This is a genomic window from Bacillus cereus group sp. BfR-BA-01330 (assembly GCF_022663885.1).
Classification (GTDB): Bacteria; Bacillota; Bacilli; order Bacillales; family Bacillaceae_G; genus Bacillus_A; species Bacillus_A cereus.
In genome coordinates, this window is record NZ_JAKUGK010000002.1 from 601,209 (window position 1) to 623,646 (window position 22,438).

Below are 22,438 nucleotides of genomic sequence, written 5' to 3' on the forward strand. Positions count from 1 at the left end.
TTTTTATAATATGGTTTATATGGGGTTTTCTTGATAATATAATGTGGAATATTATAGTGTTATTAGGTTATTAGGAACATTTAATGCTGTTTCATAACTGAAAGGTAATTGAAAAAAAACTGAAACTTTTCTCATAAAAATTCAATCTAACTTGAAAAATGAAAGGAAAATGAAATTTTCCAAAAGATATTCTTTGTTAAGATAAAAAGCATACATACAAAAAGTATTGATATATCTTAAAAATGTATTTTCAAGATATAGTGGGGGAAAAGATGAGATTAGAAAAACAATTAATAAAAAAGATGTATTATGAAACATTCCTAATGGAGAATGAAACAAAACCAACTCTTGACGTACTTGGACAAGCTTATGTAAACGAAGAAAAAAATGAGATTTCTGATGGGTCTTATATTCGTTTTGCACAAGGTGAATTTTATTATCGTCATCAAGATTTTGAAGCAGCTATTTTTAAATGGGAGAAGGTTAGTAATGAATTAGCACCATGGGCACAAAAAAATATTGCGGATGCTTATTTCGAACTGAATCAGTTATCATTTGCTGAAAATATTTATACTTCTATTACTACTGATAATAAAATATTGATGACCGAAATTAGACTACAATTACTTTCTCTTTACATTGAGCAAAATAATTTTGACTCAGCTTTCGGTGTTATTAAAGAAGCAGTTTCTTTAAATCCTGATTATCCGAATGTCACAAAAATTGCCCGTTCCTTTTATGAGGAACAGCAAGATTTTGATAGTGCAGTAGAGCTTGCTGTGAATGAGTTAATTCGCATAGAATCGTATCCTTGGTTTGAGGTGTTAAAAGGATATATCGATAAAGGGTTTACTAAACATATTTCACCAGACTATTTTTATGATGCATTAGCTACATTAAATAATGTAGATCAAGTACAATTTACGCAAATGGTTTCATCACTCTGGAACAGTTATAAAAATGAAAAAAATTACTTATTGTGGCTTAACACAATAAATGAATTTTTCTTACATATTGAAATACATTCGTCCGATATATGGAACAAAGTTTCTGCTCTTTACGAAGAAACGTACTTTGCATTAATTCAAGGTCAATATACGCTTAGACAATTAAACGATATCATACCAAATCTGTTAGCAAATTGGTTAAAGGTAGTCAATCCATCTTATGCTGTATTTCCATCTGCAGCTGTATTGGCATGGGATGAGATTTTCCCTTCCAAAATAGATTCAGCAAATATAGAACATGCGGAAAACTTACTGTCACATTCTATTAATCATGTAAATGGCTTAGAGTACAGCTTACACCTTTTTGAATCTATTACACAGTGGGCACAAAAGCAGAATATAGAAATAGGTCACCGATTTAAATGGTTAGTTGACGAGCTCGCAGATTTAAGAACAAATCGTATTTTAGTAACGGGAACTTCAGGGAACGGAAAAACTACATTTATTAACTCTATATTAGGAGAAAATATATTAGAAAAATCAATTTCAAATGTAGTAGTTTTAAAAAATGATGCTCATATAGAAATAAACGCTATAACAGACTCAGCAATTACAACAACGGAAGATGTCTCTGATTACCATAATATGATGTCTCAGCACCATCAAACATATAGAGATAGAGCGTGTGTTGAATTTAAATTACCATGCAGATTTTTAAATGAAAATAAACTTACATTTGTAGTGACACCTGGATTTAATAGGAATAACGACACTAGAGATGAGATATTCGAATATTTAAATTCTGTAGACGAATTACTGTTCGTATTGAATGCGGATTCACCTTTTACTGATAAAGAACGTGACATTCTATTAAGTATTCAAGAACATACGCCAAATTTACAAATTCATTTCTTATTAAATAAAATCGATAACATTTACAGTGAAGCAGAAGTGAAAAGGGTATTACATGATACGGCAACGAGAATAAACACATATTTCCCGTATGCGAGAATTTTCCCTTATTCCTCGTTATATACAAGTAGTCAACAATTAAATGATTTAACTGAGTTTATTCATTTTAACTTTAATCATAAAAATATCGATGCAGAACGTACTGAAAAGTTATTATTTTTCATTCGAAAAACAATTACATATCTTTTGGATAAACGTGTTGAGAAAGAAAATAATCTGGTGGATGCTATTAATTGGAATGAAGATATGCTAGTGAAACTAAACGGTAGCATTAATAACCTTACTACATTTGAGAGGGAAAAAATTCATTTCATTACACAATCATATCGTTCAATGAAGACTGAAATTACAAATGATCTTACTGAAAATATTCCGAAGATATTAAAGAGCTGTTCTAATTTAATTAGTGAAGAAAGTGATTTCGGGCACATGGATACGGAACTAAATAAAGCAATGAATGAAAGAGTGCATAAATATTTAGAACAAACTGTGTTACCTAATCTGGCTCTTTCTATGCAAAATTGGATTGCAACTTCTAATAATGAGCTTCTTCAAAGTCAAACGTATTTAGAAGAACTTAGTGAAGGGCTTAATTCACTATTTGGAGAAAATAGAATACAGTTAGAATGTGACTTTAAAGTGCTTGATGACTGGCGCAGAGATACTGACAGGATGACGACTAGAATACAAATGGATGAAGTAAATATTTTACGTCGATTTACGCCAGCACAATTCTTACTGAAAAGTGCCGGTAAATTATTTGGAGTTCTTCCTAAAAATAAATCTATGCTATATAACAAATACAAACAGTATGTAGAAAATGAAGATTATACTGAAGTAACGGCTTCTATTATGAAGAAATTTTTCTTGCAATTTGAGCTGTTTGAAAACACACAAGAGCGAGATATTAATATATTCTTTAGGAATCCATTTAACTCCTTAAAGCAAGCTGTAGAAAACACGCATTTAGAAATACAAGAAAAACAAGAGATATTACATAAGATGAAATCAAATCCTGAAATCTATCACGATTCTATCATGCTCTTTGAATTGAGATTGCGTCAATGTGAAGTGATTTTAAATATAGGTGATGATAATACTTTTGCGGATGTAGTTTTAGGAACAAGCGTAGAATAAAAAATCTGATGTGTTATAAGAAAGTAAAAAGGAGCAACTGTAATAAGTTGCTCCTTTTTCATATAGATTATTTTTCTGTTTCTTTAATTTTAGTTTGTACTTCGCCAGTTTTAATTTTATTACTTTCTGAGAAACGTAATAAATCGCCTTCAATAATTTTGTCAGACATTCGTAATTCATTTTGTGCACGTTTAATGAGGGTTTGAGCTTCTTTTTTTGGTAAATCTACAATTTCACCTGTTATACGGTCGTAGAAAGTGTTGTTTTTGTATGCATACTTATCTGTAACGAAGCTACCATCACGTAAAACAACAAAGCCAGTATATTCATCTGAAAACATATCATGGCCAAAACGGATATCATTCGTAGAATCAACACCTAATAAATTTAGAATAGTAGGTTTCATATCGATTTGTCCCGTAGGCTTTGAAATAGTTTGACCTTCTGTTTGTCCAGGAATATGAATATATAAAGGTGTACGTTGTAAATTTAAAGTATCAAATTCTGTTATTTGATCTTTTTCTAAAAACTGTGCCATTGCACGATTATGTTTTTCGGAAATGCCATAATGATCACCGTATAACACAATAATAGAATTATCGTAAAGCCCCTCGGCCTTTAGACGTTCAATAAATTTTTTAATGGATTCGTCTAAGTAACGTGCTGTTACGATGTAACGATCAAATACGCCATTACCAGAGTTGTATGGTTCAATGAATTTTGTATCTTCATCATACGTAAATGGATAATGGTTTGTTAAAGTAAGGAAACGGGCATAGAATGGTTGATTAACAGTTTTTAATATATCTACTGATTGATCAAAGTATTCGATATCTTTTAATCCCCAATTTAAATTTGTTTCTGGTGTGATTTTGTAATCAAGCTCATTATAGTAACGGTCATAACCAAGAGCAGAGTACATAATATTACGATTCCAAAATGTTGCGTTATTCGCATGAAATACAGAAGTGAAATAACCTTGCTGACGTAAAATTTCTGGAGTTGCAGTATAATCATTGTTACCGTGTGTAAAGAATACAGCTCCTCGATTTAATGGATACAACGACGTATCGATTAGAAATTCAGAATCAGATGTTTTCCCTTGACCAGTTTGATGGAAAAAGTTATCAAAGTAATAACTTTCATTTATGAATTCATTTAGGAATGGTGTAACTTCTTGCCCGTTTACTGATGCGCCTATTAAGAAGGTCTGCAAGGATTCAAGAGTGACGACAATTACGTTTTTTCCTTTCGCTGCACCAAATATATTAGGGTTTGGCTCGCTTTGATTTGCTTTTACGTAGTTTTCAGTTTCTTGTAATTTACTACTATCAGCAAGTGCTTTTTGTGACCCAGCTTTTACTTGCAGTGTTAAGTCATATACTTGGTGAGTATATAAGCCTAAATTTTTGACAAGCATGACTCGGTCGAATGATCTTGTTAATAATTCAGGGCGCTCTTTTTCTGCAAGATGTAGATTCGCAAAGAATACACCAATCGTTAAAAGAAAGTATAACAAGCGCGTAGAATGATTTACACGTTCTGTTTTAAAGACCAATGATTTCTTTTTTAATAAAATAAAGAAGAAAACAATGTCTATGAATGCGAGTATAATTTTGTAGTTTAATATTTCTATAATACTGCCGCCTAATTGGCCGAAGTTTGAGGTTTGTCCAAGTACTGGTAATGTAACGAAATCACTATAAAAATCATAGAACATTACATTTCCAACAAGCACGATTGTTAATAAGAAATTAATACAGAGCGCTATATAATTTCGCTTTTCACCAGTTGCAAATAATGCTAATCCAACAAATGCTAATGATGCGGCTAGAGGGCTAATAAACAAAATGAGCTCTTGCGTTGAAGACTCGATTTTTAAATCAAAACTGAATCGCGTAATAAGATATGTTTTTAACCATACTGCTAAAGCCATTATTATAACAAAACTTATATTTTGCATTTGTAAATTTATTTTGTTCTTCATTTTTACACCTTCTTTATATAATTTATTTAACTAAAGTTATATATTATGTTTTTATAACTATTAGAGTGTAATGAACCATTTAGACTTTGTTTTCTAAAGGGAATAATTTGAAGTATTCATATATATACAATGGGGATTTTTAAAGCGTAGTAGCATAAATATAACTCTTTTTGAGAAACGGGCAGAACAAGTCATAGTTGTAGTGAAATTGACTTATAGACATCCTACCATATTAAACACTATGATGATGTTACAAAATATCGAACAAATAAAAGTGAAAATGGATAGAGACTTTTAAAACTGTTGACATTCAATTTATTAGAATTGAATGTCAATCGTTTTAAATATACAGTTATATTACATATGTATTTTGTAAAATCCCGATTTTTTGTCGGTTAATTATTAGCAGGGAAGGATAGGGGGTTTATTAATATAATTTTACTATATGTAAGTAAAGTGTTTTGAAATTGAAAATATTTGACTGACATTTTAATGATAGAAATTAAATGTCAGATAAGTACTTTCCAACATACAGACCACTTGCAGCTGCTTGAGATAATGAATGCGTAACGCCTGAACAATCTCCAATTAAAAATAGCCCATGTATACTAGTTTCAAAATGATTATTAATTTTTATCGTAGGAGCATAGAACTTTCCATCAATTCCATATAGTAAAGTATGTTGATCAATAGGTTCTTGTATAAATTGTTCTAAACGTAATAAAAATTCTTTGAGCCCTTCAATATATAATTGAGGAATTTCTTGATTCAAATCTCCATAATCCCCCTGTAGTGTAGGCTGTATACGGCTATGTTCCATGCTGTTTTCCGCCGTAGGTTGTTTCTTTAGTAAGTCCTCTAAGCGCTGTATAACAATCCGATCTCGTCCTTGGTTAATGCCTTTAATAATTGAACTTGCGTATACATTTGCTTCTTTGAGAGTTGGAAAATAGCTAGGAATAAATAAAGTGAAATTTAAATTAGAAGTGCCAGTTCCTTGCTCTCGAAAATTTTGACCGTCAGGCATAACTAAACCTTCTTCGTACTTTCGAATGATGCGTCCTTTTGGATTCATACAGTAAGTAGTTGCTGTGAAATGCTCACCTTGATAAGAAAGTTTTGTTTCAAAAGTATCTTTTAATATAGAACGTAATTGATGTTCTTTCATTTCTACTCTAATTCCTAAATCTACACGTGTTTGCTCCTGAGAAATATTTAGGGAACTGCACATTTCTTTTAACCAATCGGCTCCAGAGCGCCCAGTTGCTAATACTAGTTGCTTAGTTTGAACTGTTCCTTGATTTGTCTCTATTGTAAAATGATCTTCCTGTTTCAGAATATGTTGTACATCTATATGAAATTGGATATTTATTTTCGTCAGTAAAAATTCATAGAGCTGCTGAAAAATGTTACTGGAAAGTGTAGTACCAAGATGTCTTACTTCTGTTGTTAGTATTTGTAAACCACACGCTTCAGCTCTCTTAGTGAGACTTGAATTTTCAGTAGAATATTTTGAAACCGAACTTCCACCAAACTGACATAGAATTTCATCTACTTCAGCCATGAGTTGTATAAAACCCTCTTTACCGACTTTTTTCTCAAGTTCTCCGCCAAATCCATTTGTATAATTAAATTTCCCTTCAGATTTGCCTAAACCACCAAACCCGAAATATTTATCACATGTAGTACAATTACACACTTTTCCTTCGTCTAAAGGACAATGGCGATCTTCTAGCGCTTTACCTTTATCAAGAATTAAAACTTTTTTGTTACTTTTAGCTAGTGAATAAGCCATAAAAATGCTACTTACTCCAGCGCCGATAATCGTAACATCATACATATTCTTCCACCTGCTAACGAATAGTTTGTTTTTTATTTTTCTAGTGTATAACAATTTTATGAAGTTAAGAAATAGCTTTTATTAATAAAGTGGGAGTTTTTGAACTTGATGCTTTATTAATTTCTACGAGTGGTGGAGTAAATACAAAAATTTTTATTTGAAAGAAAAAATAGTTTGAAAAATAACTATGTCATATGATTAATAACATCTTACATAGAAAAAAACAGACCTTTTAAGTGAAGAGGTCTGTTAATGATTTTAAATCTTATTTAGCAAACACATGATTACCAATTACTGCTACTGTTTGACGTGTCGTAATCCACTTGTCCGTTGATGTTTTTGGATTGTAGAAATAAATCCAGTCTGAATCTACTCCATTTGTGGAGATAGCCTCTTCTACAGCCATTTTTGCTTCTGCACTTGCAGGTTGATTAATTCTTCCATCTGTAACAGGAGTAAATGCATATCCGTATTTAATAGGTTCATAAATAACGCCTGTTATTGTATTTGGAAAACCTTTTGCATTTACACGATTTAGTATAACTTTGGCTACTGCTACTTTTCCTTTATAGGATTCGCCACCTGCTTCAGCGGTAACTAAGCGTGCCATTAAGTCTTTTTCTTTTTGTGAAATACTTGAGTTGATTTTTAAATGTTGTCCTGTATAAAGCTTGTTTCCGACTGTATTGTTCATTTGTTTTATAGATTGGACAGTGACATTGTAACGCTTTGCTATCGTTTCTAATGAATCTCCCGGTTGTACTTGATAAATAATTTGTTCAGAAATGTTCGCAGGCTTGGCATTTTGAGGAACAGTGATTTCATTTGATTTCACGGACCCTGGAATATGTAACTGTTCGCCAATAAAGGTTTTATCGTTTCCTTTATTATTAGCCTGTTTAATGGATTGTATTGAAACTCCGTATTGTTTACTAATGCCCCAAAGTGTATCGTTCTTTTTTACTGTATGAATGGTAGAAGCTTCAGCTGTACTTTGACTACATACGAATGTAATTGCGGCCGCAGATAAAGGAATTATATGTTTTAGTTTTAGTAATTTCATTGTAAATCCTCCTAAGAAAAAATTAAGGTGAAACGATTAAGTAATGTAGTTTGAAATGTGTATATGCGTAATATATTAATGTAAGTATATTAGCACATATAAAATAAATAATCACTATAAGTTTCATATTCGTTTAGTGTAGAGTCAGAATATGAAATATTGCATATGAAAATACATTGAAGTTCATATTTCTGATTACTATAATCTATTTAGTAGAAAGGGAATACGTTATAGAATTAATCATTATAGATTAATATAATGATTAATAATTATTAATAGGAGGATTGATGTAATGAAAATATTTCAAAAAATGTGTGCGTCAACTGTAATCATTACAACACTTTTAGGAACAGGAGGCACTATCAATAGTGTATATGCTGATTCTATAGAACAGCAGAGTAAATTAGGGATAGAACAAGAAACAGATAAGCAAATCATTGTAAAATTTAAAGCGGATTTGGATTTGCCATATGAAGATGGTATTGAAAAACAAATACAATCTCAAACGAATGATAAAGTAATAAAAGATCTTTTGACAGAATATCCAGATGTAACATTTACTCGTTTATTCACATCTGTAAGCCCGGAACAAATACAAAACCTTGAAGTGAAAGCACCTAATCATGTATCTACAAGTCTATTAAACTACTATATTCTTCAAAATCAAAATAGTGGGTATGAAGAAGAAATAGTAGATAAGTTAAAGGCATCTTCTTTAATAGAAGATGCGTATATGAAGAAACAAGAGAAAATAATGCCACCTGAAGTGCAATCATCAAGTGTAGCTCTTAATCCTAATAACAATCCTAGATTTAAAAAACAAGGTTATCTTGAAGCAGCCCCATACGGTATTAATGCGCCTTTCGCCTGGGGAATTCAAGGCGGTAATGGAAATGGTATTACTTTTGTTGATATGGAATACGGATGGCTATTAAATCATGAGGATTTATTACATCAAAATATTGAATTAATGTCTGGAAGAAATATAGATCAGCATGTCGGTCATGGGACGTCTGTACTAGGAATTGTATCCTCTGAGGACAATGAAGTCGGGAATATTGGGATTGCGCCAAAAGCGAAAGCAAAGGTTATCTCTCAAATAAGAGATAACGGACAGTATAATACGGCTGATGCAATATTAAGCGCTGTAAATCAGTTAGAAGCTGGGGATGTTTTATTATTAGAGGCGCAAGCATCCTTTGATGGATATGGTGATAAATATTTACCTGTTGAAGTACAACCAGATATTTTTGATGCAATTCGTGCTGGTACAGATAAAGGGATTGTAATTATAGAGGCTGGAGCAAATGGGTGGAATGATTTAGACCAGTTCAAAGATAGAAAAGGTAAGCAAGTCTTAAATCGTAATAGTAAAGATTTTAAAGATTCGGGTGCAATTATGGTAGGCGCTGGCTCTTCATCTTTCCCTCATGAACGTATGTGGTTTTCGAATTATGGAAGCCGTATTGATGTGTACGGATGGGGAGAAAATGTAGATACAACTACAGCTGAACAAAGTAGAAGTGCTGTAAATCTTTATACTTCAAGCTTTAGCGGAACATCTAGTGCTTCGCCAATTATTGCTGGGGCAGCGACTTTAGTACAAAGCATTGCTAAAGAAAATTTAGGACAACCATATAGACCTAGTGAACTAAGAGCAATATTAAGCAACCAGAGCACAGGAACAAAATCTAAAGATCCATATGCAGATAAAATTGGTGTTTTACCAGATTTGAAGTCTATACTAGTAAACTTAGGCTATGAACAAAGAAAACCAAACGGTGGGAATGAATTACAAGTAACAGAAAATGAACCAAATAATGAGCCTAGACAGGCAAATAAAGTTAACTTTCATACACCGGTGAAAGGAACGCTACATAATAGTGATAGAGTAGATGTATTTACTTTCCAAATTGACTCGCCGGAAAATATTAATATTTCTCTACTAAATGAACAAAATATCGGAATGACATGGGTACTTCATCATGAATCAGATTTAAATAACTATGTAGCATATGGTGAAAATGAAGGCAATGTAGTTAAAGGAACTTATAATGCAAAGCCAGGTAAATATTATTTATACGTCTATAAATATGAGAATAAAGATGGTTCATACGTATTGAACATAAAATAAGTAAAAGGAACTTCAGATGAAGTTCCTTTAAATTTTTCTAATTTAGTATATGTGAATGATTTTTTAACTTTACTTCTATGCAATATTTCATATTGATGAAATGTTATTTATTTTTTCTGAACTAGCTTATATTATATTCAATAAGTTTGATATAAAAACAGAAAAAGAGAGGGATAATAATGAGCAATAAGAAGTTAATTTTGAAATTATTCATATGTAGTACAATATTTATCACATTTGTATTTGCTTTACATGATAAGAGAGTAGTTGCAGCTAGCTCTGTTAATGAGCTTGAAAATTGGTCGAAATGGATGCAACCTATACCTGATAATATCCCGTTAGCACGAATTTCAATTCCAGGAACACACGATAGTGGGACGTTCAAGTTGCAAAATCCGATTAAGCAAGTATGGGGAATGACGCAAGAATATGATTTTCGCTATCAAATGGACCATGGAGCTCGCATTTTTGATATAAGAGGACGTTTAACAGATGATAATACGATAGTTCTTCATCATGGGCCATTATATCTTTATGTAACACTGCATGAATTCATAAACGAAGCGAAACAATTTTTAAGAGATAACCCGAGTGAAACGATTATTATGTCTTTAAAAAAAGAGTATGAGGATATGAAAGGGGCAGAAGATTCATTTAGTAGTACGTTTGAAAAAAATTATTTTGTTGATCCTATCTTTTTAAAAACAGAAGGAAATATAAAACTTGGAGATGCTCGTGGGAAAATTGTACTACTAAAAAGATATAGTGGTAGTAATGAATCTGGAGGATATAATAATTTTTATTGGCCAGATAATGAGACGTTTACCACAACTGTAAATCAAAATGTAAATGTAACAGTACAAGATAAATATAAAGTGAGTTATGATGAGAAAGTAAAATCTATTAAAGATACAATGAATGAAACGATGAACAATAGCGAGGATTTAAATCATCTATATATAAATTTTACAAGCTTGTCTTCTGGTGGTACAGCATGGAATAGTCCATATTACTATGCCTCTTATATAAATCCTGAAATTGCAAACCATATAAAACAAAAGAATCCTGCGAGAGTAGGCTGGGTAATTCAAGACTACATAAATGAAAAGTGGTCACCATTATTGTATCAAGAAGTTATAAGAGCGAATAAGTCATTAATAAAAGAATAAAGATGATGAGAGTGAGAAGCGATAAAATATATCGCTTCTTATTTCTTTTCCAATAACCAACAATATAAATTGTACTTTTATAATAGAAAAAAATAAAAACATAAGATATAATCATACATATAAAATTTGTACCTATAAATTTTATATGTATGATTGAATTTGATTTGTTGTAATGAAATGGAGGTATATACTATGAAGTTTCCACATGATTTTTTATTCGGAGCTGCTTCAGCTTCTTATCAAGTAGAAGGTGCATGGAATGAAGATGGAAAAGGTGTTACGAATTGGGACGAGTTTTCAAAAATTCCTGGCAAAACATACAATGGAACAAATGGTGATATAGCTGTTGATCATTATCATCGATATAAGGAAGATGTTCGCTTAATGGCTGAGATGGGATTAGAATCGTATCGTTTTTCTATTTCTTGGGCGAGAATATTGCCGACTGGAGATGGAAAGGTAAATGAAAAAGGGATTGAATTTTATAACAACTTAATTGATGAATGTTTAAAATACGGGATTGTGCCGTTTGTCACTTTATATCATTGGGATTTACCATTACCGTTAGAAAAAGATGGTGGATGGACGAATAAAAGAACAGCAGAGGCTTTCGTAAAATATGCAGAAACTTGTTTTAAGGCATTTGGTGACAGAGTTAAGCATTGGATTACTTTTAATGAGACCGTAATGTTTTGTGGATTAGGTTATTTAAAAGGTGCACATCCACCAGGAATACAAAATGATGTTCCAAAGTATTTTCAAGCGACTCATTATGTATTTTATGCACACGCGAAAACAGTTGCGGTGTACAAGCAGCTGAAACAATATGGTGAGATTGGGATTACACATGTTTTCTTACCAGCTTATAGTGTGGATGATCAAAAAGAAAATATACAAGCAGCAAATCATGCGAATGAATATGAAACGTATTGGTATTATGATCCAATTTTAAAAGGCGAGTATCCGTCTTATGTTGTACAACAATTAAAGGAAAAAGGATGGACTCCTAATTGGACGGTTGAAGAATTAGAAATCATTAAACAAAATGCAGAAGAAAATGATTTTATTGGCTTGAATTATTATCAACCAATACGAGTAGAAAGATACGATATGGATATAAAGAGTGAGGAACATTCTCGAGAAAACTCAACGCTTGCTCCAGGTAACCCTTCTTTTGATGGTTTTTATCGAACAGTTAAAATGGATGATAAAACATATACAAAATGGGGATGGGAAATATCTCCCGAAGGTTTCTTAGAGGGATTGCATATGTTGAAAGCGCGTTACGGTGACATAAAGATGTATGTAACGGAAAATGGACTTGGTGATGAAGATCCAATTATTGACGGAGAAATTGTAGATGTTCCGAGAATTAAATTTATTGAAGCGCATTTAAAAGTAATGAAGCGTGCAATTGAAGAGGGAATTAACTTAAAAGGTTATTATGCATGGTCAGTGATTGATCTTTTAAGTTGGTTAAATGGATATAAAAAGCAATATGGCTTTATTTTTGTCGATCATAATGATAACTTAAAACGTAAGAAGAAACTTTCGTTTCATTGGTATAAACGTGTGATCGAAACGAGAGGGGAAGAGTTATAACAGATAAAAGCGTATTTTAGGAGAAAGTGTATGAGTGCAAAGTATAAACAAATTGCAGATGTGTTAGAGCAAAACATTCGAGATGGGCTTTTTAATGAAACGAAAAAACTACCTACAGAAGAAGCGTTGATGAATCGATTTGAAGTAAGCCGTAATACGATACGTAAAGTAATTAGTCAGCTTGTGAATAGAGGTTATATTTTTCAAGTGCAAGGTAGTGGCATGTTTTTACGCGAAACTTCTGTAACAGATTACATTAATTTAGGAAGTTTACGTGGATTAACGAAAAATCTTGTTTCACAAAATATTGAAACGAAAGTGTTAGAGCTGGAAGTAATAGATGCGGACGAAGAGATAGCAAAGCGGATGCAATGCGAAGCTGGAACTAGGTTGTATTTTTTGAAGCGCTTAAGAATTGTAGATGCTAAACCATTCTCTATTGAAGTAAGTTATTTCAAAAAGGATATTATTCCATATTTGAACGAAGAAATAGCATTAAGCTCTGTATACAGTTATTTCATTGAAGATTTACGATTAAATATTGGTTTTGCTGATAAAGTTATTAGTTGTGAAAAAGTAAATAAAGAAAATGCACAGCTTTTAGAATTAAATGAAGGTGATCCGGCGCTTCTTATTGAAAATACAGTGTATCTTGTAAATGGAACAATTTTTGAGTTATCTCAGTCGATGTTTCATTATGAAAAGGCGAAACTTTTAAATCGAATTAATTTTAAATGAAAAATTATCGTGTGAAAAAAGCAACTGGTCCTAAGTGATCAGTTGCTTTTTATTTTTTAAGTGGATGAGCAAAAAAACATGAAAGTGGTTGGTCCGCTTTTTGCAAACATCTATTATGATAAGAGAAGAAAGGTAGTATGTTATCGACGTTTTAAAGAGGAAGGTTTTTATGTAAGTTCTTTAATTAAAATAGATGGGTCTTAGAGAGGTGAAAAGACAATGAGTTTTGCAATTTCACTAGTCGTTATTATTGTAATTGTATCGCTATTTGGGACTGTACTAGTTGCAAGAAACGTGGAGGAGAATTACGGTAAGTCTACAAAAAGAAATGTGAAAAACTTATCTGCAATCTATATTCTTCTTCTTTTTGTTCTACTGGCCGGGGTAACATGGTACGCGGTAATGATTTAATAGTTTGTAAAAGAACTGAAATGAGAGTATGAAGTTGGAATTTCAGAAGCTATTGAGTAATCAGAAAGAGAACCATTTTGGATATATCCATTTACGGATAAGAAAATGTGACTAATTAATACTATTTTTACGGTGAATACTGTTAGTAAAAAATGAGGATAGTTCGTTTTGAAAGGAGGAAACTAGATGGAATGGAAACCAAATCGTGCAGATAAGATACCTGTATATAAACAAATTGCGGATTATATTGAAAGAGGCATTTCTTCAGGTGAATTTCCTTCTGATAGTAAGTTACCTTCTGAGCGTATGTTAGCAAAGGAATTACAGGTGAACCGGAGTACAATAGTAGCTGCGTATGAAGAATTAAAATCACTTGGAGTAGTAGAACGGCAAAAGGGAAGCGGAACACGGGTCAATACAGACATATGGGGTGTCTCACATAAACGAATACCGAACTGGGGTAGGTACGTGGAGGATGGATCGTTCTTACCTAACGTACCACTCGTTCAACAAATTCGAACGGAAACACAAAAAGATGATTTAATTAATTTAGCAAGCGGTGAACTGTCACCAGAATTAATTCCAAGTGATAGATTTCGAACAATTTTGTCGGAGAAAACATTTATGGAAAACCTCGGTTATGATCATCCACTTGGAAATGAGATGTTGAGAAAAACAATTGCAGCACATGTTCAGCAATATAAACAAATTGAAGCAGATTCAAGCTCTATTCTTATTACGTCAGGAGCACAACAGGCGCTTAATCTTATCGTTCAATGTTTATTAAAACCTGGTGATGCGATCGCGATTGAAGATCCTTCGTATTGTTTTTCGCTTCCAATGTTTAAATCGGCCGGTTTAAACATATTTCATTTACCTGTTGATGAGCATGGAATGAATCCAGATGACTTAATCGATTTGCACAAAAAGCATCGCATTTGTATGGTGTTTTTGAATCCAGATTATCAGAATCCGACGGGGACTGTGCTTTCATTAGCGAGACGTAAAAAAATTTTAGAACTGTCTTCTGAGTTCGGTATACCAATTGTAGAAGATGATCCGTATAGTTTAATCTCTTTTAATGGAGAAGTGAACCCGACATTAAAATCAATGGACCAAAATGGAAATGTTCTTTATATAAGTTCATTATCAAAAATTGTTGCATCAGGATTACGTATTGGATGGATAATTGGTCCTACACGTGTAATTGAGCGTTTAGCAGATGCAAAGCAACAAGTTGATTTTGGCCATAGTGTATTTACGCAGTGGGTAGCAAATCAATTTTTAGAATCAAAGGATTTCCATAAACATATTACGATACTTCGTGGACAATTGAAGCAAAGAAGAGATGTATTAATTGCAGAGCTTGAAGGAACATTGGGAGACCGAGTTGAATGTTTCGTGCCAGAGGGTGGAATACATGTATGGTGTAAAGTGAAAGGAAAGTTTGATGAATATCACTTATTAGGTGAATCTATACAGAATGGTGTCGCATTTGTTCCGGGCAGTGTTTTAGGTTCGAAAAATGAATATATACGATTTACGTTTGGTAGAGCGAATATAGAACAAATTCAACTTGGAATTAAACGGTTTGCCGACACGCTAAATGAGATTTCATAATATGGATGTGTGATAGTGAAATGAGGGAAAGAAATGAAGTACGTGACGCTTTTACTTCAAGTAGGCGTGCTATATGTATTTAGCCTAGTGGGTACGTGGATTCAAGGAGTATTCCATCTATCAATGCCAGGAAGTTTAATAGGGATGTTAATGCTGTTCCTGCTCCTTTCCACTCGCGTTTTACCGTTAAAATGGTTTGAGTTAGGTGCGGAAAAGTTAATCGTATTTTTACCGTTATTTTTAATCCCTTCGACAACAGGGCTCATGGAATACGGGTCTTTTCTTTTCAGTAAGGAGAGTATTATATTCCTTTTAGTAGTTGCAAGTACTGTAGTAACTTTGATTGTTTCAGGGTATATAAGTCAATTATTAATAACAACAAAAAAATAAAATCGACAAGGTGCACGATTCAAATGGTCTTAATTATTATTACTGTAGCAATTTATTTCTTGGCGACAAAGCTATATAAAAAATTTACGTTTGCATTTACGTTACCGGTGTTAACAGTTACGGCAATTATGATTTGTTTATTTTTCATTTTTGGTATTTCTCATCATGAGTATAGGGAAAATGGAGGAGACATTCTTTCAAGCTTATTGAGCCCTGCAATTGTAGCATTAGCCATACCTCTATTTAAAGAGCGAAAGATACTTATGAAAAATTTTTTATCGGTACTTATTGGAGTAGTGATAGGTATAGTGGCTGTAACGAGTATGAATGTAGTGATTGGCGGAATTTTAAATATAGATAAGGAACTTATATTAACTACTTTACCACAGTTAGCAACGATGCCTATTGCCCTATCATTAGCGGATCAAATTGGTGGTATTCCATCTATGACTTCTAGTTTTGTAGTTGTTGCAGGAATAACAGGCGCTATTATCGGACCAACAGTACTTAAGTTTTTCAGTATAACAAGTACGATTGGAAAAGGAGTTGGAATGGGCTGTGCATCACATATTATCGGTGTGAGCCGTCTCGTGAAGGAAGGCGAGAAAGAGGCGACAATCGGTTCGGTAACGATGATTGTAACTGGAATACTCATTAGTATACTAATACCGTATGGAACGAAATTTATTTTTTAAATGTAATGGAGATGATAACAATGACAACATGGTTTATAGTTACATTATTTGTTTTTGGAGCTATTAAAGTATTAGTTTCTAGCATGCCCACTTCTGTTGTGGAATCAATTATTAGTAAATTTGAATTGCATCAAAAGCTTGAGGCGGAAAATACTTCTATATCGATAGATGGAAAAAATATAGAGGGAGAAATGAAACTACAAGTTATTCATGAATTTAATGAGGCTTTGTTTTTAGATAAACATTATTTCCCGCCGCACGGAGAAGGGACACCCATAGTCATTGATACGAAGAAAGGGAATAAAGAGATTAGATTTTCGCTATATAGCTATGAAGAACATGTTGATGTCATTAAGCAATATAAGAAGAAAGTCGTTGCCTATCGTTTACGCTCTAAAAGCCTTCAAACATTGGCACCATTAGCAATAACGGAAGAGTATGCTTAAGAAGGGACCTATAATGGTCTCTTTATTTTTTTATCCAATTATATACGTTCCAAATAAAAGAATGAAAAATCATATAACCAAATAAAGAATATGTATGGTTCCAATTCGCGTTATGTACAAATAAACCTAAACTTTCAGCAATCTGTTCAAAAAGGCTAGCACAAATACCGATTGAAATAATAAATAAAATTCTAGAAACGTTAGATAATTTTTTTGAAATGTGTATAAAGATAACTGTTAAAATCGGCAGTACGAACAATGTAAAAGCTATATTAACCGAAAATGTGGATGAGAAGGGCCTAGCCGGAAAGGAATATATTTGTTTATGAACAAAAAAGGCATCTAAGCAAGTTCCAATAATAGAAGAGAGAAAGATTGTAACTACTAATGCTAGAAACTCATTCTTCTTCTCGGAGGAGGACATTTTTCTTTGCGAGAATGGCGAGTTCAATTTTTTCGAGTGTTTTGCAGTAGTCTTCTGTAATTTGTCCATTTATATTTTCCTCCTTATCAACTAAGTAATTTACAACTTGCCAATCGGTAAACCAATCTTCACTGTCAACTTCTTCATGCTTCATATCTCGCCATGCATAGATGAGTGCAGGGCTGTATATGCGATAAGCGCCATTTCGTAACTGGCATTTCTTTATTCGGCGCTTATAAAACTCACGGGAAAAAGATTCATTTACACTTGAAAATAAATGGGGCCAGTAATCTTTCCTTGATCCTGTATGTGGATGGTGTTGAGCCCAGCTTATTATTTGAGATAAAACATGTGTATCTCGAAATAATAATGAGTACAATCTTTTTCCAATTAATATCCGTTCATGTAAGGAAGTGAAATGTTTCATTGTATCACCAAATAGTAATACTTTTTGTTTCTTATCATTTTCGTAGAATGGGAAAAGAATATGATTAAACTGAAAGAAATCAAAGAGTTTAAATCCAATACTATTTAGTACAGTCTTTTTAAATTGTACATTTTGAATCACTCTTTTTTCTAAGTAGTTTTGTTCATTAATAATAGTGGCAATCGCTAAAGTTTTTTTGTTACCTGTTTTCCAAAAATGGTGCCACATCGTTTCCATAAATGTAGAAACATTTAGGTGAGGGAGAAGGTGAAATAACTTTTGTGATCTCTTTATACTTTGTTCGTAAAGTAAAAATTGAGGGTATACATCTTGGAAAATAAGCCAATTCCCTTTTTCTAAAAAAGAAAAAAATATGAATTGATCTTTCTCTGATAAAATTCTCGTATATAAATCCCCCTTTAAATCAGTCATATTCCAACCGCCGTTACGTGATACCATATGTCCAAGCAGTGCCCAATGTATTTCTGGATATTGAATGTAAAATTGGTAGTATGCGCGTGTTCTTGTAACATTATTTTTATTTAGCTGTTCTGTTTGTATTTTTATTTTGTTGATGATGAGTTGCTCTTCTTTCGTTAATTTATACATGGTATCAGAAGGAATAAGTTTGCTTTTTTGTTTCAATTCATTTTTTACATCGAATAGGGAGAGAGGCAGTGCTTTGGAAGGTCCGTTATATGTATGATATGAATTGTTTCGGTCCATTCCGTTACCTCCCTTTTTCATAAATTTAAACATGATTATTGGCTATGAATCATTCTATTTATTTTATTACGAGTATAAGAAATAAATGAGCGGTGTTTTTTTACAAGGAATTTATTTATCATGCAAACAGTATGGAAAATCTTACTGTTGTGAGGTGAAATGAAAAACAGAAACTAAGTTTAATAGTTTCTGTTTTTTTATTTTGTCAATTAAATGTAACAAACGACGATTATGATTTGAATCAATTGAAAATAATTCAATAAATATTATTTAAATTGAGATGTTTCGTAGGAGGAAAAGGAATGTTAAATAAAATAATTTTAATTACTGGTGGTACAGGTTCGTGGGGGCATGAACTTATAAAACAACTATTAGAAAAATCACCGAAAGAAATTAGAGTTTTTTCAAGAAATGAAACGGTTCAGTTTGAAATGCAGCAACAGTTTATAAATGATGATAGGCTAAAATTTATTATTGGAGATATTCGTGATAAAGATCAACTAGTCTATGCATGCCAAGGTGTACATTATGTATTCCATCTTGCAGCTTTAAAACACGTTCCAGTATGTGAGTATTATCCTTATGAAGCTATAAAAACTAACATACATGGTACGCAAAATGTAATTGAAGCCTCTACACAGATGCAAGTTGAAAAAGTTATATATGTTTCAACGGATAAAGCAGCTGATCCATCAAATACGTATGGGATGACAAAAGCAATTGGTGAAAAATTAATGGTTCATGCGAATATACAAACGAAGAAAACAAAATTCATTTGTGTTCGTGGTGGAAATGTTTTAGGAACGAGTGGAAGTGTAGTACCGCTTTTTAAACAACAAATTAAAAGATCTTCAGAAGTAGGAATTACCGATGCGAATATGACTAGATTTTTCTTAACAGTTGAAGATGCTGTTGGATTGTTATTTAAAGCCGTATCTCAAGGTAGAGGCGGGGAAATCTTTGTTATGAAAATGCCGGCATGTAAAATAACAGATTTAGCGGAAATATTAATTGAAGATTCAAAAAAAGAAAATATTAAGGTGAAAGAGGTAGGGATAAGACCGGGTGAAAAATTAAGTGAAATGCTTCTATCTGAGGTAGAGAGTAAAACAAGTATAAGTTTTGATCAAAATTATTTTGTGGTACTACCGACGATTCCTATCGAAGGACTTCAAGAATATTATTCTAGCTATCCGCTAGTGGATGGGAAGAATTTTAGTTCTCAACAAGATTTACTTGCAAAACATGAGGTGAAACAAATGCTATTAAAAGGAGGGTTTTTGCGATGAAAAAAAATGCGAGCCTTTTAATAACTGGTGCAAATGGTTTCACAGGCCGCCATGCTTGCCACTATTTTTTAGAGCAGGGCTTTCATGTAATTCCTATGTTTCAAAATCGTGCACATAGAGAAAAAATTAGAAATGGTATTACGTGTAATTTAACTAATAAGAGCGAAGTAATGAAGGTAATGAAACAAATAAAGCCAGACTACGTATTGCATTTAGCGGGAAGGAATTCGGTTATAGAATCTTGGACAGCTGCTCTTGAGTATATAGAGATTAATGTAATAGGAACGTTATATTTATTAGAAGCAATTAAGCAAGAAGCCTCGCATTGTAGAACATTAGTTATAGGATCTGCTTTGCAAGCAGATAGTATGAACGAAATGAAAATTTCAAATCCATATAGTTTAAGTAAAACGATGCAAGTCATTATTGCAGAGGCTTGGGGAGGATTAATGGATTCAAATATTATCATTGCAAAGCCCTCAAACTTAATTGGTCCAGGGGTATCGAATGGTATTTGTTCGATTCTCGCAAAGAAAATAATAGATATAGAATCAGGTAGAAGTAAGGCTATTATCGAAGTAAACAGTTTGAAAGATAGTAGAGATTTTCTAGATGTACGTGATGCGGTCAAAGCGTATCATGTGTTATTACGAGATGGAATAAATGGAAAACAATATAATATCGGATCAGGAGTAAAACGATCTTTATTAGATGTACTAGAACAATATAAAGAATTAACACAGCTAAATTTTTTTATAGAGGAAACAGAGAAAAGTGGGAGCGACTCAAATGAGAGTTTAGCAACAGAGGAAATAAAAAATTTAGGTTGGATCCCAGAAATTGAATTTCATCAATCATTAAAAGATGTACTTGAGTATGCGAAGTGTAGTGACATCTGCGTGCAATGAAAAACAAAAAAGGGTGTAAGAAATATATGAATGGTTATGAAGTAATAGATAATCAAAATACGCTATTTCTTTCAATTGTTGATACGCTGGACTGGAGAGATGAAGAAGCGCATGTATTGCTTATTTATGAGGCAATACATAAATATCAAGCGTATGTAGAAGAAAAAAGGGTTAATCGAATAAAGTCAGCATTAGAGACGGAAACTAGATATGTGATTCAAATCTTTGCTCAATACGAGTGTAGTGAGTATGGAAATGATTTTTATGAACTCATTAACGATCTTTTACAAGATATAGAGGTGGAGTTAAAGATTTATATAAAAAATAATAAGTTTATTTACATTTAAAAGGTAAAGAGAAAGCTAGATTTTTAATAATAAAGGTGGGTATAAGTTATGAGCAAAACGATTCTTTTTACTGGGGGCGGTACAGCCGGACACGTTATGATTAATATTGTATTAATTCCTAAATTTATAGAGAAAGGCTGGAGAGTCGAGTATATTGGATCCAAAAATGGAATTGAAAAATCATTAGTGCAAAATGTAAAATACAATAGTGTTTCAACGGGAAAGCTTAGGAGATATTGGGATTGGGAGAATTTTAAAGATCCTTTTAAAATTATACGCGGTTGTTTACAAAGTTATAATTTAATTAAGAAAACAAAGCCTGACGTTATCTTTTCAGCAGGAGGATTTGTTTCAGTTCCTGTAGCTATAGGAGCATGGTTAAATCGTGTGCCTATAATTATACGTGAACCAGATAGCACATTAGGGCTTGCCAATAAAATAGCATTACCTTTTGCTACAAAGCTATGCACAACATTTCCTCAGACAGGAGAAAATGTAAGTAATGAGAAGAAGGTTTATGTAGGACCAATTGTAAGGGAAGAAATTGAGAAGGGTAACGTATTACGAGGAAGAAGATATTGTGAATTTCAGCAAGATAAACCAGTATTATTAATTATGGGTGGGAGTCAAGGTGCTAAGTGGATAAATGATATGGTAAGGGAATGTTTAGATACAATACTATTAAACTTTAATATTATTCATATATGTGGTAAAGGGAAGGTAGACCCATCTATTGGCATGGAGGGATATATGCAATTTGAATATATAGGCGACGAGTTGCCGCATATACTAAATATGGCAAGTGTTGTAGTTTCTAGAGCGGGTTCTACTGCTATTTCTGAATTGTTATTTTTGAAGAAACCGATGTTGCTTATCCCGTTAACTAACAGTTCCAGTAGGGGAGATCAAGTTTTAAATGCTGAATATTTTTCACGGCAAGGATATGCGGAAGTTATACTCCAAGACAGAGTAAGTACGAATACATTTATACATGCAGTAAATAAGTTGTATACAAATAAGGAGAAATATATTCAAAACATGAATGGATATAAGAAAACAAATGATGAGGGAATTCATCAAATAATAGATATAATAAATGAAGTGGTGAAGTAATAGAAATGTAAATAGAAAAACAAAAGGAAAGAAGGTATCTTCTTTCCTTTTTG

Annotated in this window: 19 protein-coding genes; 14 read left to right on the top strand and 5 right to left on the bottom strand. The window is 32.6% G+C overall.

The features are described from left to right. The first annotated feature begins 272 nt into the window (after positions 1 to 272). Positions 273 to 3,056 carry a dynamin family protein gene (locus MR112_RS08920; protein ID WP_242244883.1) on the top strand — a complete coding sequence of 928 codons (2,784 nt, stop codon included), beginning with the start codon at positions 273 to 275 and terminating at the stop codon, positions 3,054 to 3,056. 67 nt (positions 3,057 to 3,123) lie between these two features. Here MR112_RS08920 and MR112_RS08925 read toward each other — a convergent pair whose 3' ends face one another. The 3 genes from MR112_RS08925 to MR112_RS08935 all read right to left on the bottom strand — a co-directional run bounded on the left by MR112_RS08925 (position 3,124) and on the right by MR112_RS08935 (position 7,946). Continuing rightward, entirely contained in the window at positions 3,124 to 5,043 is a 1,920-nt protein-coding gene (locus tag MR112_RS08925) for an LTA synthase family protein (RefSeq protein WP_242244884.1), read from the bottom strand. 502 nt (positions 5,044 to 5,545) lie between these two features. Next, entirely contained in the window at positions 5,546 to 6,883 is a 1,338-nt protein-coding gene (locus tag MR112_RS08930; protein ID WP_242244885.1) for an NAD(P)/FAD-dependent oxidoreductase, read from the bottom strand. A 265-nt stretch (positions 6,884 to 7,148) separates the two neighbouring features. Next, the gene (locus MR112_RS08935) at positions 7,149 to 7,946 is read right to left on the bottom strand and encodes a cell wall hydrolase (RefSeq protein WP_000771172.1); all 798 of its coding nucleotides are present in this window, start codon (positions 7,944 to 7,946) and stop codon (positions 7,149 to 7,151) included. A 292-nt stretch (positions 7,947 to 8,238) separates the two neighbouring features. Between MR112_RS08935 and MR112_RS08940 the strand changes: the two genes are divergently transcribed. From MR112_RS08940 to MR112_RS08980, 9 genes are all read left to right on the top strand, one after another. After that, the gene (locus MR112_RS08940) at positions 8,239 to 10,080 is read left to right on the top strand and encodes a S8 family peptidase (protein ID WP_000689198.1); all 1,842 of its coding nucleotides are present in this window, start codon (positions 8,239 to 8,241) and stop codon (positions 10,078 to 10,080) included. A 179-nt stretch (positions 10,081 to 10,259) separates the two neighbouring features. Further along, complete coding sequence (plcA, locus tag MR112_RS08945) at positions 10,260 to 11,249, top strand: phosphatidylinositol diacylglycerol-lyase (RefSeq protein WP_000066298.1); 990 nt, start codon at positions 10,260 to 10,262, stop codon at positions 11,247 to 11,249. A 192-nt stretch (positions 11,250 to 11,441) separates the two neighbouring features. Next, positions 11,442 to 12,851, top strand: a complete 1,410-nt coding sequence (locus MR112_RS08950) for a glycoside hydrolase family 1 protein (protein WP_000671620.1) — start codon at positions 11,442 to 11,444, stop codon at positions 12,849 to 12,851. A 30-nt stretch (positions 12,852 to 12,881) separates the two neighbouring features. After that, on the top strand, positions 12,882 to 13,589 hold the full coding sequence (locus MR112_RS08955) for a GntR family transcriptional regulator (protein WP_001274912.1): 708 nt from the start codon (positions 12,882 to 12,884) through the stop codon (positions 13,587 to 13,589). 219 nt (positions 13,590 to 13,808) lie between these two features. Then, positions 13,809 to 14,000: a hypothetical protein gene (locus MR112_RS08960; RefSeq protein ID WP_000006458.1), complete on the top strand. Its 192-nt coding sequence runs from the start codon at positions 13,809 to 13,811 to the stop codon at positions 13,998 to 14,000. Positions 14,001 to 14,186: 186 nt separating this feature from the next. Then, complete coding sequence (gene pdxR / locus MR112_RS08965; protein WP_242244886.1) at positions 14,187 to 15,620, top strand: MocR-like pyridoxine biosynthesis transcription factor PdxR; 1,434 nt, start codon at positions 14,187 to 14,189, stop codon at positions 15,618 to 15,620. A gap of 33 nt (positions 15,621 to 15,653) precedes the next feature. Continuing rightward, positions 15,654 to 16,010, top strand: coding sequence for a CidA/LrgA family holin-like protein (locus tag MR112_RS08970; RefSeq protein ID WP_242244887.1), 357 nt, complete (start codon positions 15,654 to 15,656; stop codon positions 16,008 to 16,010). Between the two features lie 23 nt (positions 16,011 to 16,033). After that, entirely contained in the window at positions 16,034 to 16,705 is a 672-nt protein-coding gene (locus tag MR112_RS08975) for an LrgB family protein (RefSeq protein WP_242244888.1), read from the top strand. A gap of 20 nt (positions 16,706 to 16,725) precedes the next feature. Continuing rightward, a complete protein-coding gene (locus MR112_RS08980; protein ID WP_000214634.1) occupies positions 16,726 to 17,151 on the top strand; it encodes a YfmQ family protein in 426 nt (141 codons plus the stop codon). 22 nt (positions 17,152 to 17,173) lie between these two features. Here MR112_RS08980 and MR112_RS08985 read toward each other — a convergent pair whose 3' ends face one another. Continuing rightward, positions 17,174 to 17,575 (bottom strand): CBO0543 family protein, encoded by a 402-nt coding sequence (locus MR112_RS08985; protein ID WP_033666325.1) that lies wholly within the window; start codon positions 17,573 to 17,575, stop codon positions 17,174 to 17,176. After that, positions 17,550 to 18,728 carry a DUF2515 domain-containing protein gene (locus tag MR112_RS08990; protein ID WP_242244889.1) on the bottom strand — a complete coding sequence of 393 codons (1,179 nt, stop codon included), beginning with the start codon at positions 18,726 to 18,728 and terminating at the stop codon, positions 17,550 to 17,552. The genes MR112_RS08985 and MR112_RS08990 overlap by 26 nt, the downstream gene beginning before the upstream one ends. Positions 18,729 to 19,030: 302 nt before the next feature. On the opposite strand from MR112_RS08990, the gene MR112_RS08995 reads away from it, so the two are divergent. The 4 genes from MR112_RS08995 to MR112_RS09010 are packed head-to-tail and all read left to right on the top strand — an operon-like array spanning position 19,031 to position 22,385. Continuing rightward, positions 19,031 to 20,017, top strand: a complete 987-nt coding sequence (locus tag MR112_RS08995; protein ID WP_086401001.1) for a UDP-N-acetylglucosamine 4,6-dehydratase family protein — start codon at positions 19,031 to 19,033, stop codon at positions 20,015 to 20,017. Continuing rightward, positions 20,014 to 20,925: an SDR family oxidoreductase gene (locus tag MR112_RS09000; RefSeq protein WP_000739078.1), complete on the top strand. Its 912-nt coding sequence runs from the start codon at positions 20,014 to 20,016 to the stop codon at positions 20,923 to 20,925. Before MR112_RS08995 ends, MR112_RS09000 begins: the two co-directional genes overlap by 4 nt. After that, positions 20,922 to 21,272, top strand: coding sequence for a DUF6572 domain-containing protein (locus tag MR112_RS09005; protein WP_002164458.1), 351 nt, complete (start codon positions 20,922 to 20,924; stop codon positions 21,270 to 21,272). The genes MR112_RS09000 and MR112_RS09005 overlap by 4 nt, the downstream gene beginning before the upstream one ends. Before the next feature lie 48 nt (positions 21,273 to 21,320). Next, positions 21,321 to 22,385, top strand: coding sequence for an undecaprenyldiphospho-muramoylpentapeptide beta-N-acetylglucosaminyltransferase (locus MR112_RS09010; protein WP_000047562.1), 1,065 nt, complete (start codon positions 21,321 to 21,323; stop codon positions 22,383 to 22,385). The last annotated feature ends 53 nt before the right edge of the window (positions 22,386 to 22,438 follow it).

Coding starts and splice junctions, on each gene's coding strand:
- MR112_RS08925 (WP_242244884.1), bottom strand. CDS start 5,043: ATGAAGAACAAAATAAATTTACAAATGCAAAATATAAGTTTTGTTATA.
- plcA (WP_000066298.1), top strand. CDS start 10,260: ATGAGCAATAAGAAGTTAATTTTGAAATTATTCATATGTAGTACAATA.
- MR112_RS08955 (WP_001274912.1), top strand. CDS start 12,882: ATGAGTGCAAAGTATAAACAAATTGCAGATGTGTTAGAGCAAAACATT.
- MR112_RS08975 (WP_242244888.1), top strand. CDS start 16,034: ATGGTCTTAATTATTATTACTGTAGCAATTTATTTCTTGGCGACAAAG.
- MR112_RS08970 (WP_242244887.1), top strand. CDS start 15,654: ATGAAGTACGTGACGCTTTTACTTCAAGTAGGCGTGCTATATGTATTT.
- MR112_RS08990 (WP_242244889.1), bottom strand. CDS start 18,728: ATGGACCGAAACAATTCATATCATACATATAACGGACCTTCCAAAGCA.
- MR112_RS08995 (WP_086401001.1), top strand. CDS start 19,031: ATGTTAAATAAAATAATTTTAATTACTGGTGGTACAGGTTCGTGGGGG.
- MR112_RS08930 (WP_242244885.1), bottom strand. CDS start 6,883: ATGTATGATGTTACGATTATCGGCGCTGGAGTAAGTAGCATTTTTATG.
- MR112_RS08920 (WP_242244883.1), top strand. CDS start 273: ATGAGATTAGAAAAACAATTAATAAAAAAGATGTATTATGAAACATTC.
- MR112_RS08935 (WP_000771172.1), bottom strand. CDS start 7,946: ATGAAATTACTAAAACTAAAACATATAATTCCTTTATCTGCGGCCGCA.
- MR112_RS08960 (WP_000006458.1), top strand. CDS start 13,809: ATGAGTTTTGCAATTTCACTAGTCGTTATTATTGTAATTGTATCGCTA.
- MR112_RS08985 (WP_033666325.1), bottom strand. CDS start 17,575: ATGTCCTCCTCCGAGAAGAAGAATGAGTTTCTAGCATTAGTAGTTACA.
- MR112_RS08950 (WP_000671620.1), top strand. CDS start 11,442: ATGAAGTTTCCACATGATTTTTTATTCGGAGCTGCTTCAGCTTCTTAT.
- pdxR (WP_242244886.1), top strand. CDS start 14,187: ATGGAATGGAAACCAAATCGTGCAGATAAGATACCTGTATATAAACAA.
- MR112_RS09010 (WP_000047562.1), top strand. CDS start 21,321: ATGAGCAAAACGATTCTTTTTACTGGGGGCGGTACAGCCGGACACGTT.
- MR112_RS09000 (WP_000739078.1), top strand. CDS start 20,014: ATGAAAAAAAATGCGAGCCTTTTAATAACTGGTGCAAATGGTTTCACA.
- MR112_RS08980 (WP_000214634.1), top strand. CDS start 16,726: ATGACAACATGGTTTATAGTTACATTATTTGTTTTTGGAGCTATTAAA.
- MR112_RS08940 (WP_000689198.1), top strand. CDS start 8,239: ATGAAAATATTTCAAAAAATGTGTGCGTCAACTGTAATCATTACAACA.
- MR112_RS09005 (WP_002164458.1), top strand. CDS start 20,922: ATGAAAAACAAAAAAGGGTGTAAGAAATATATGAATGGTTATGAAGTA.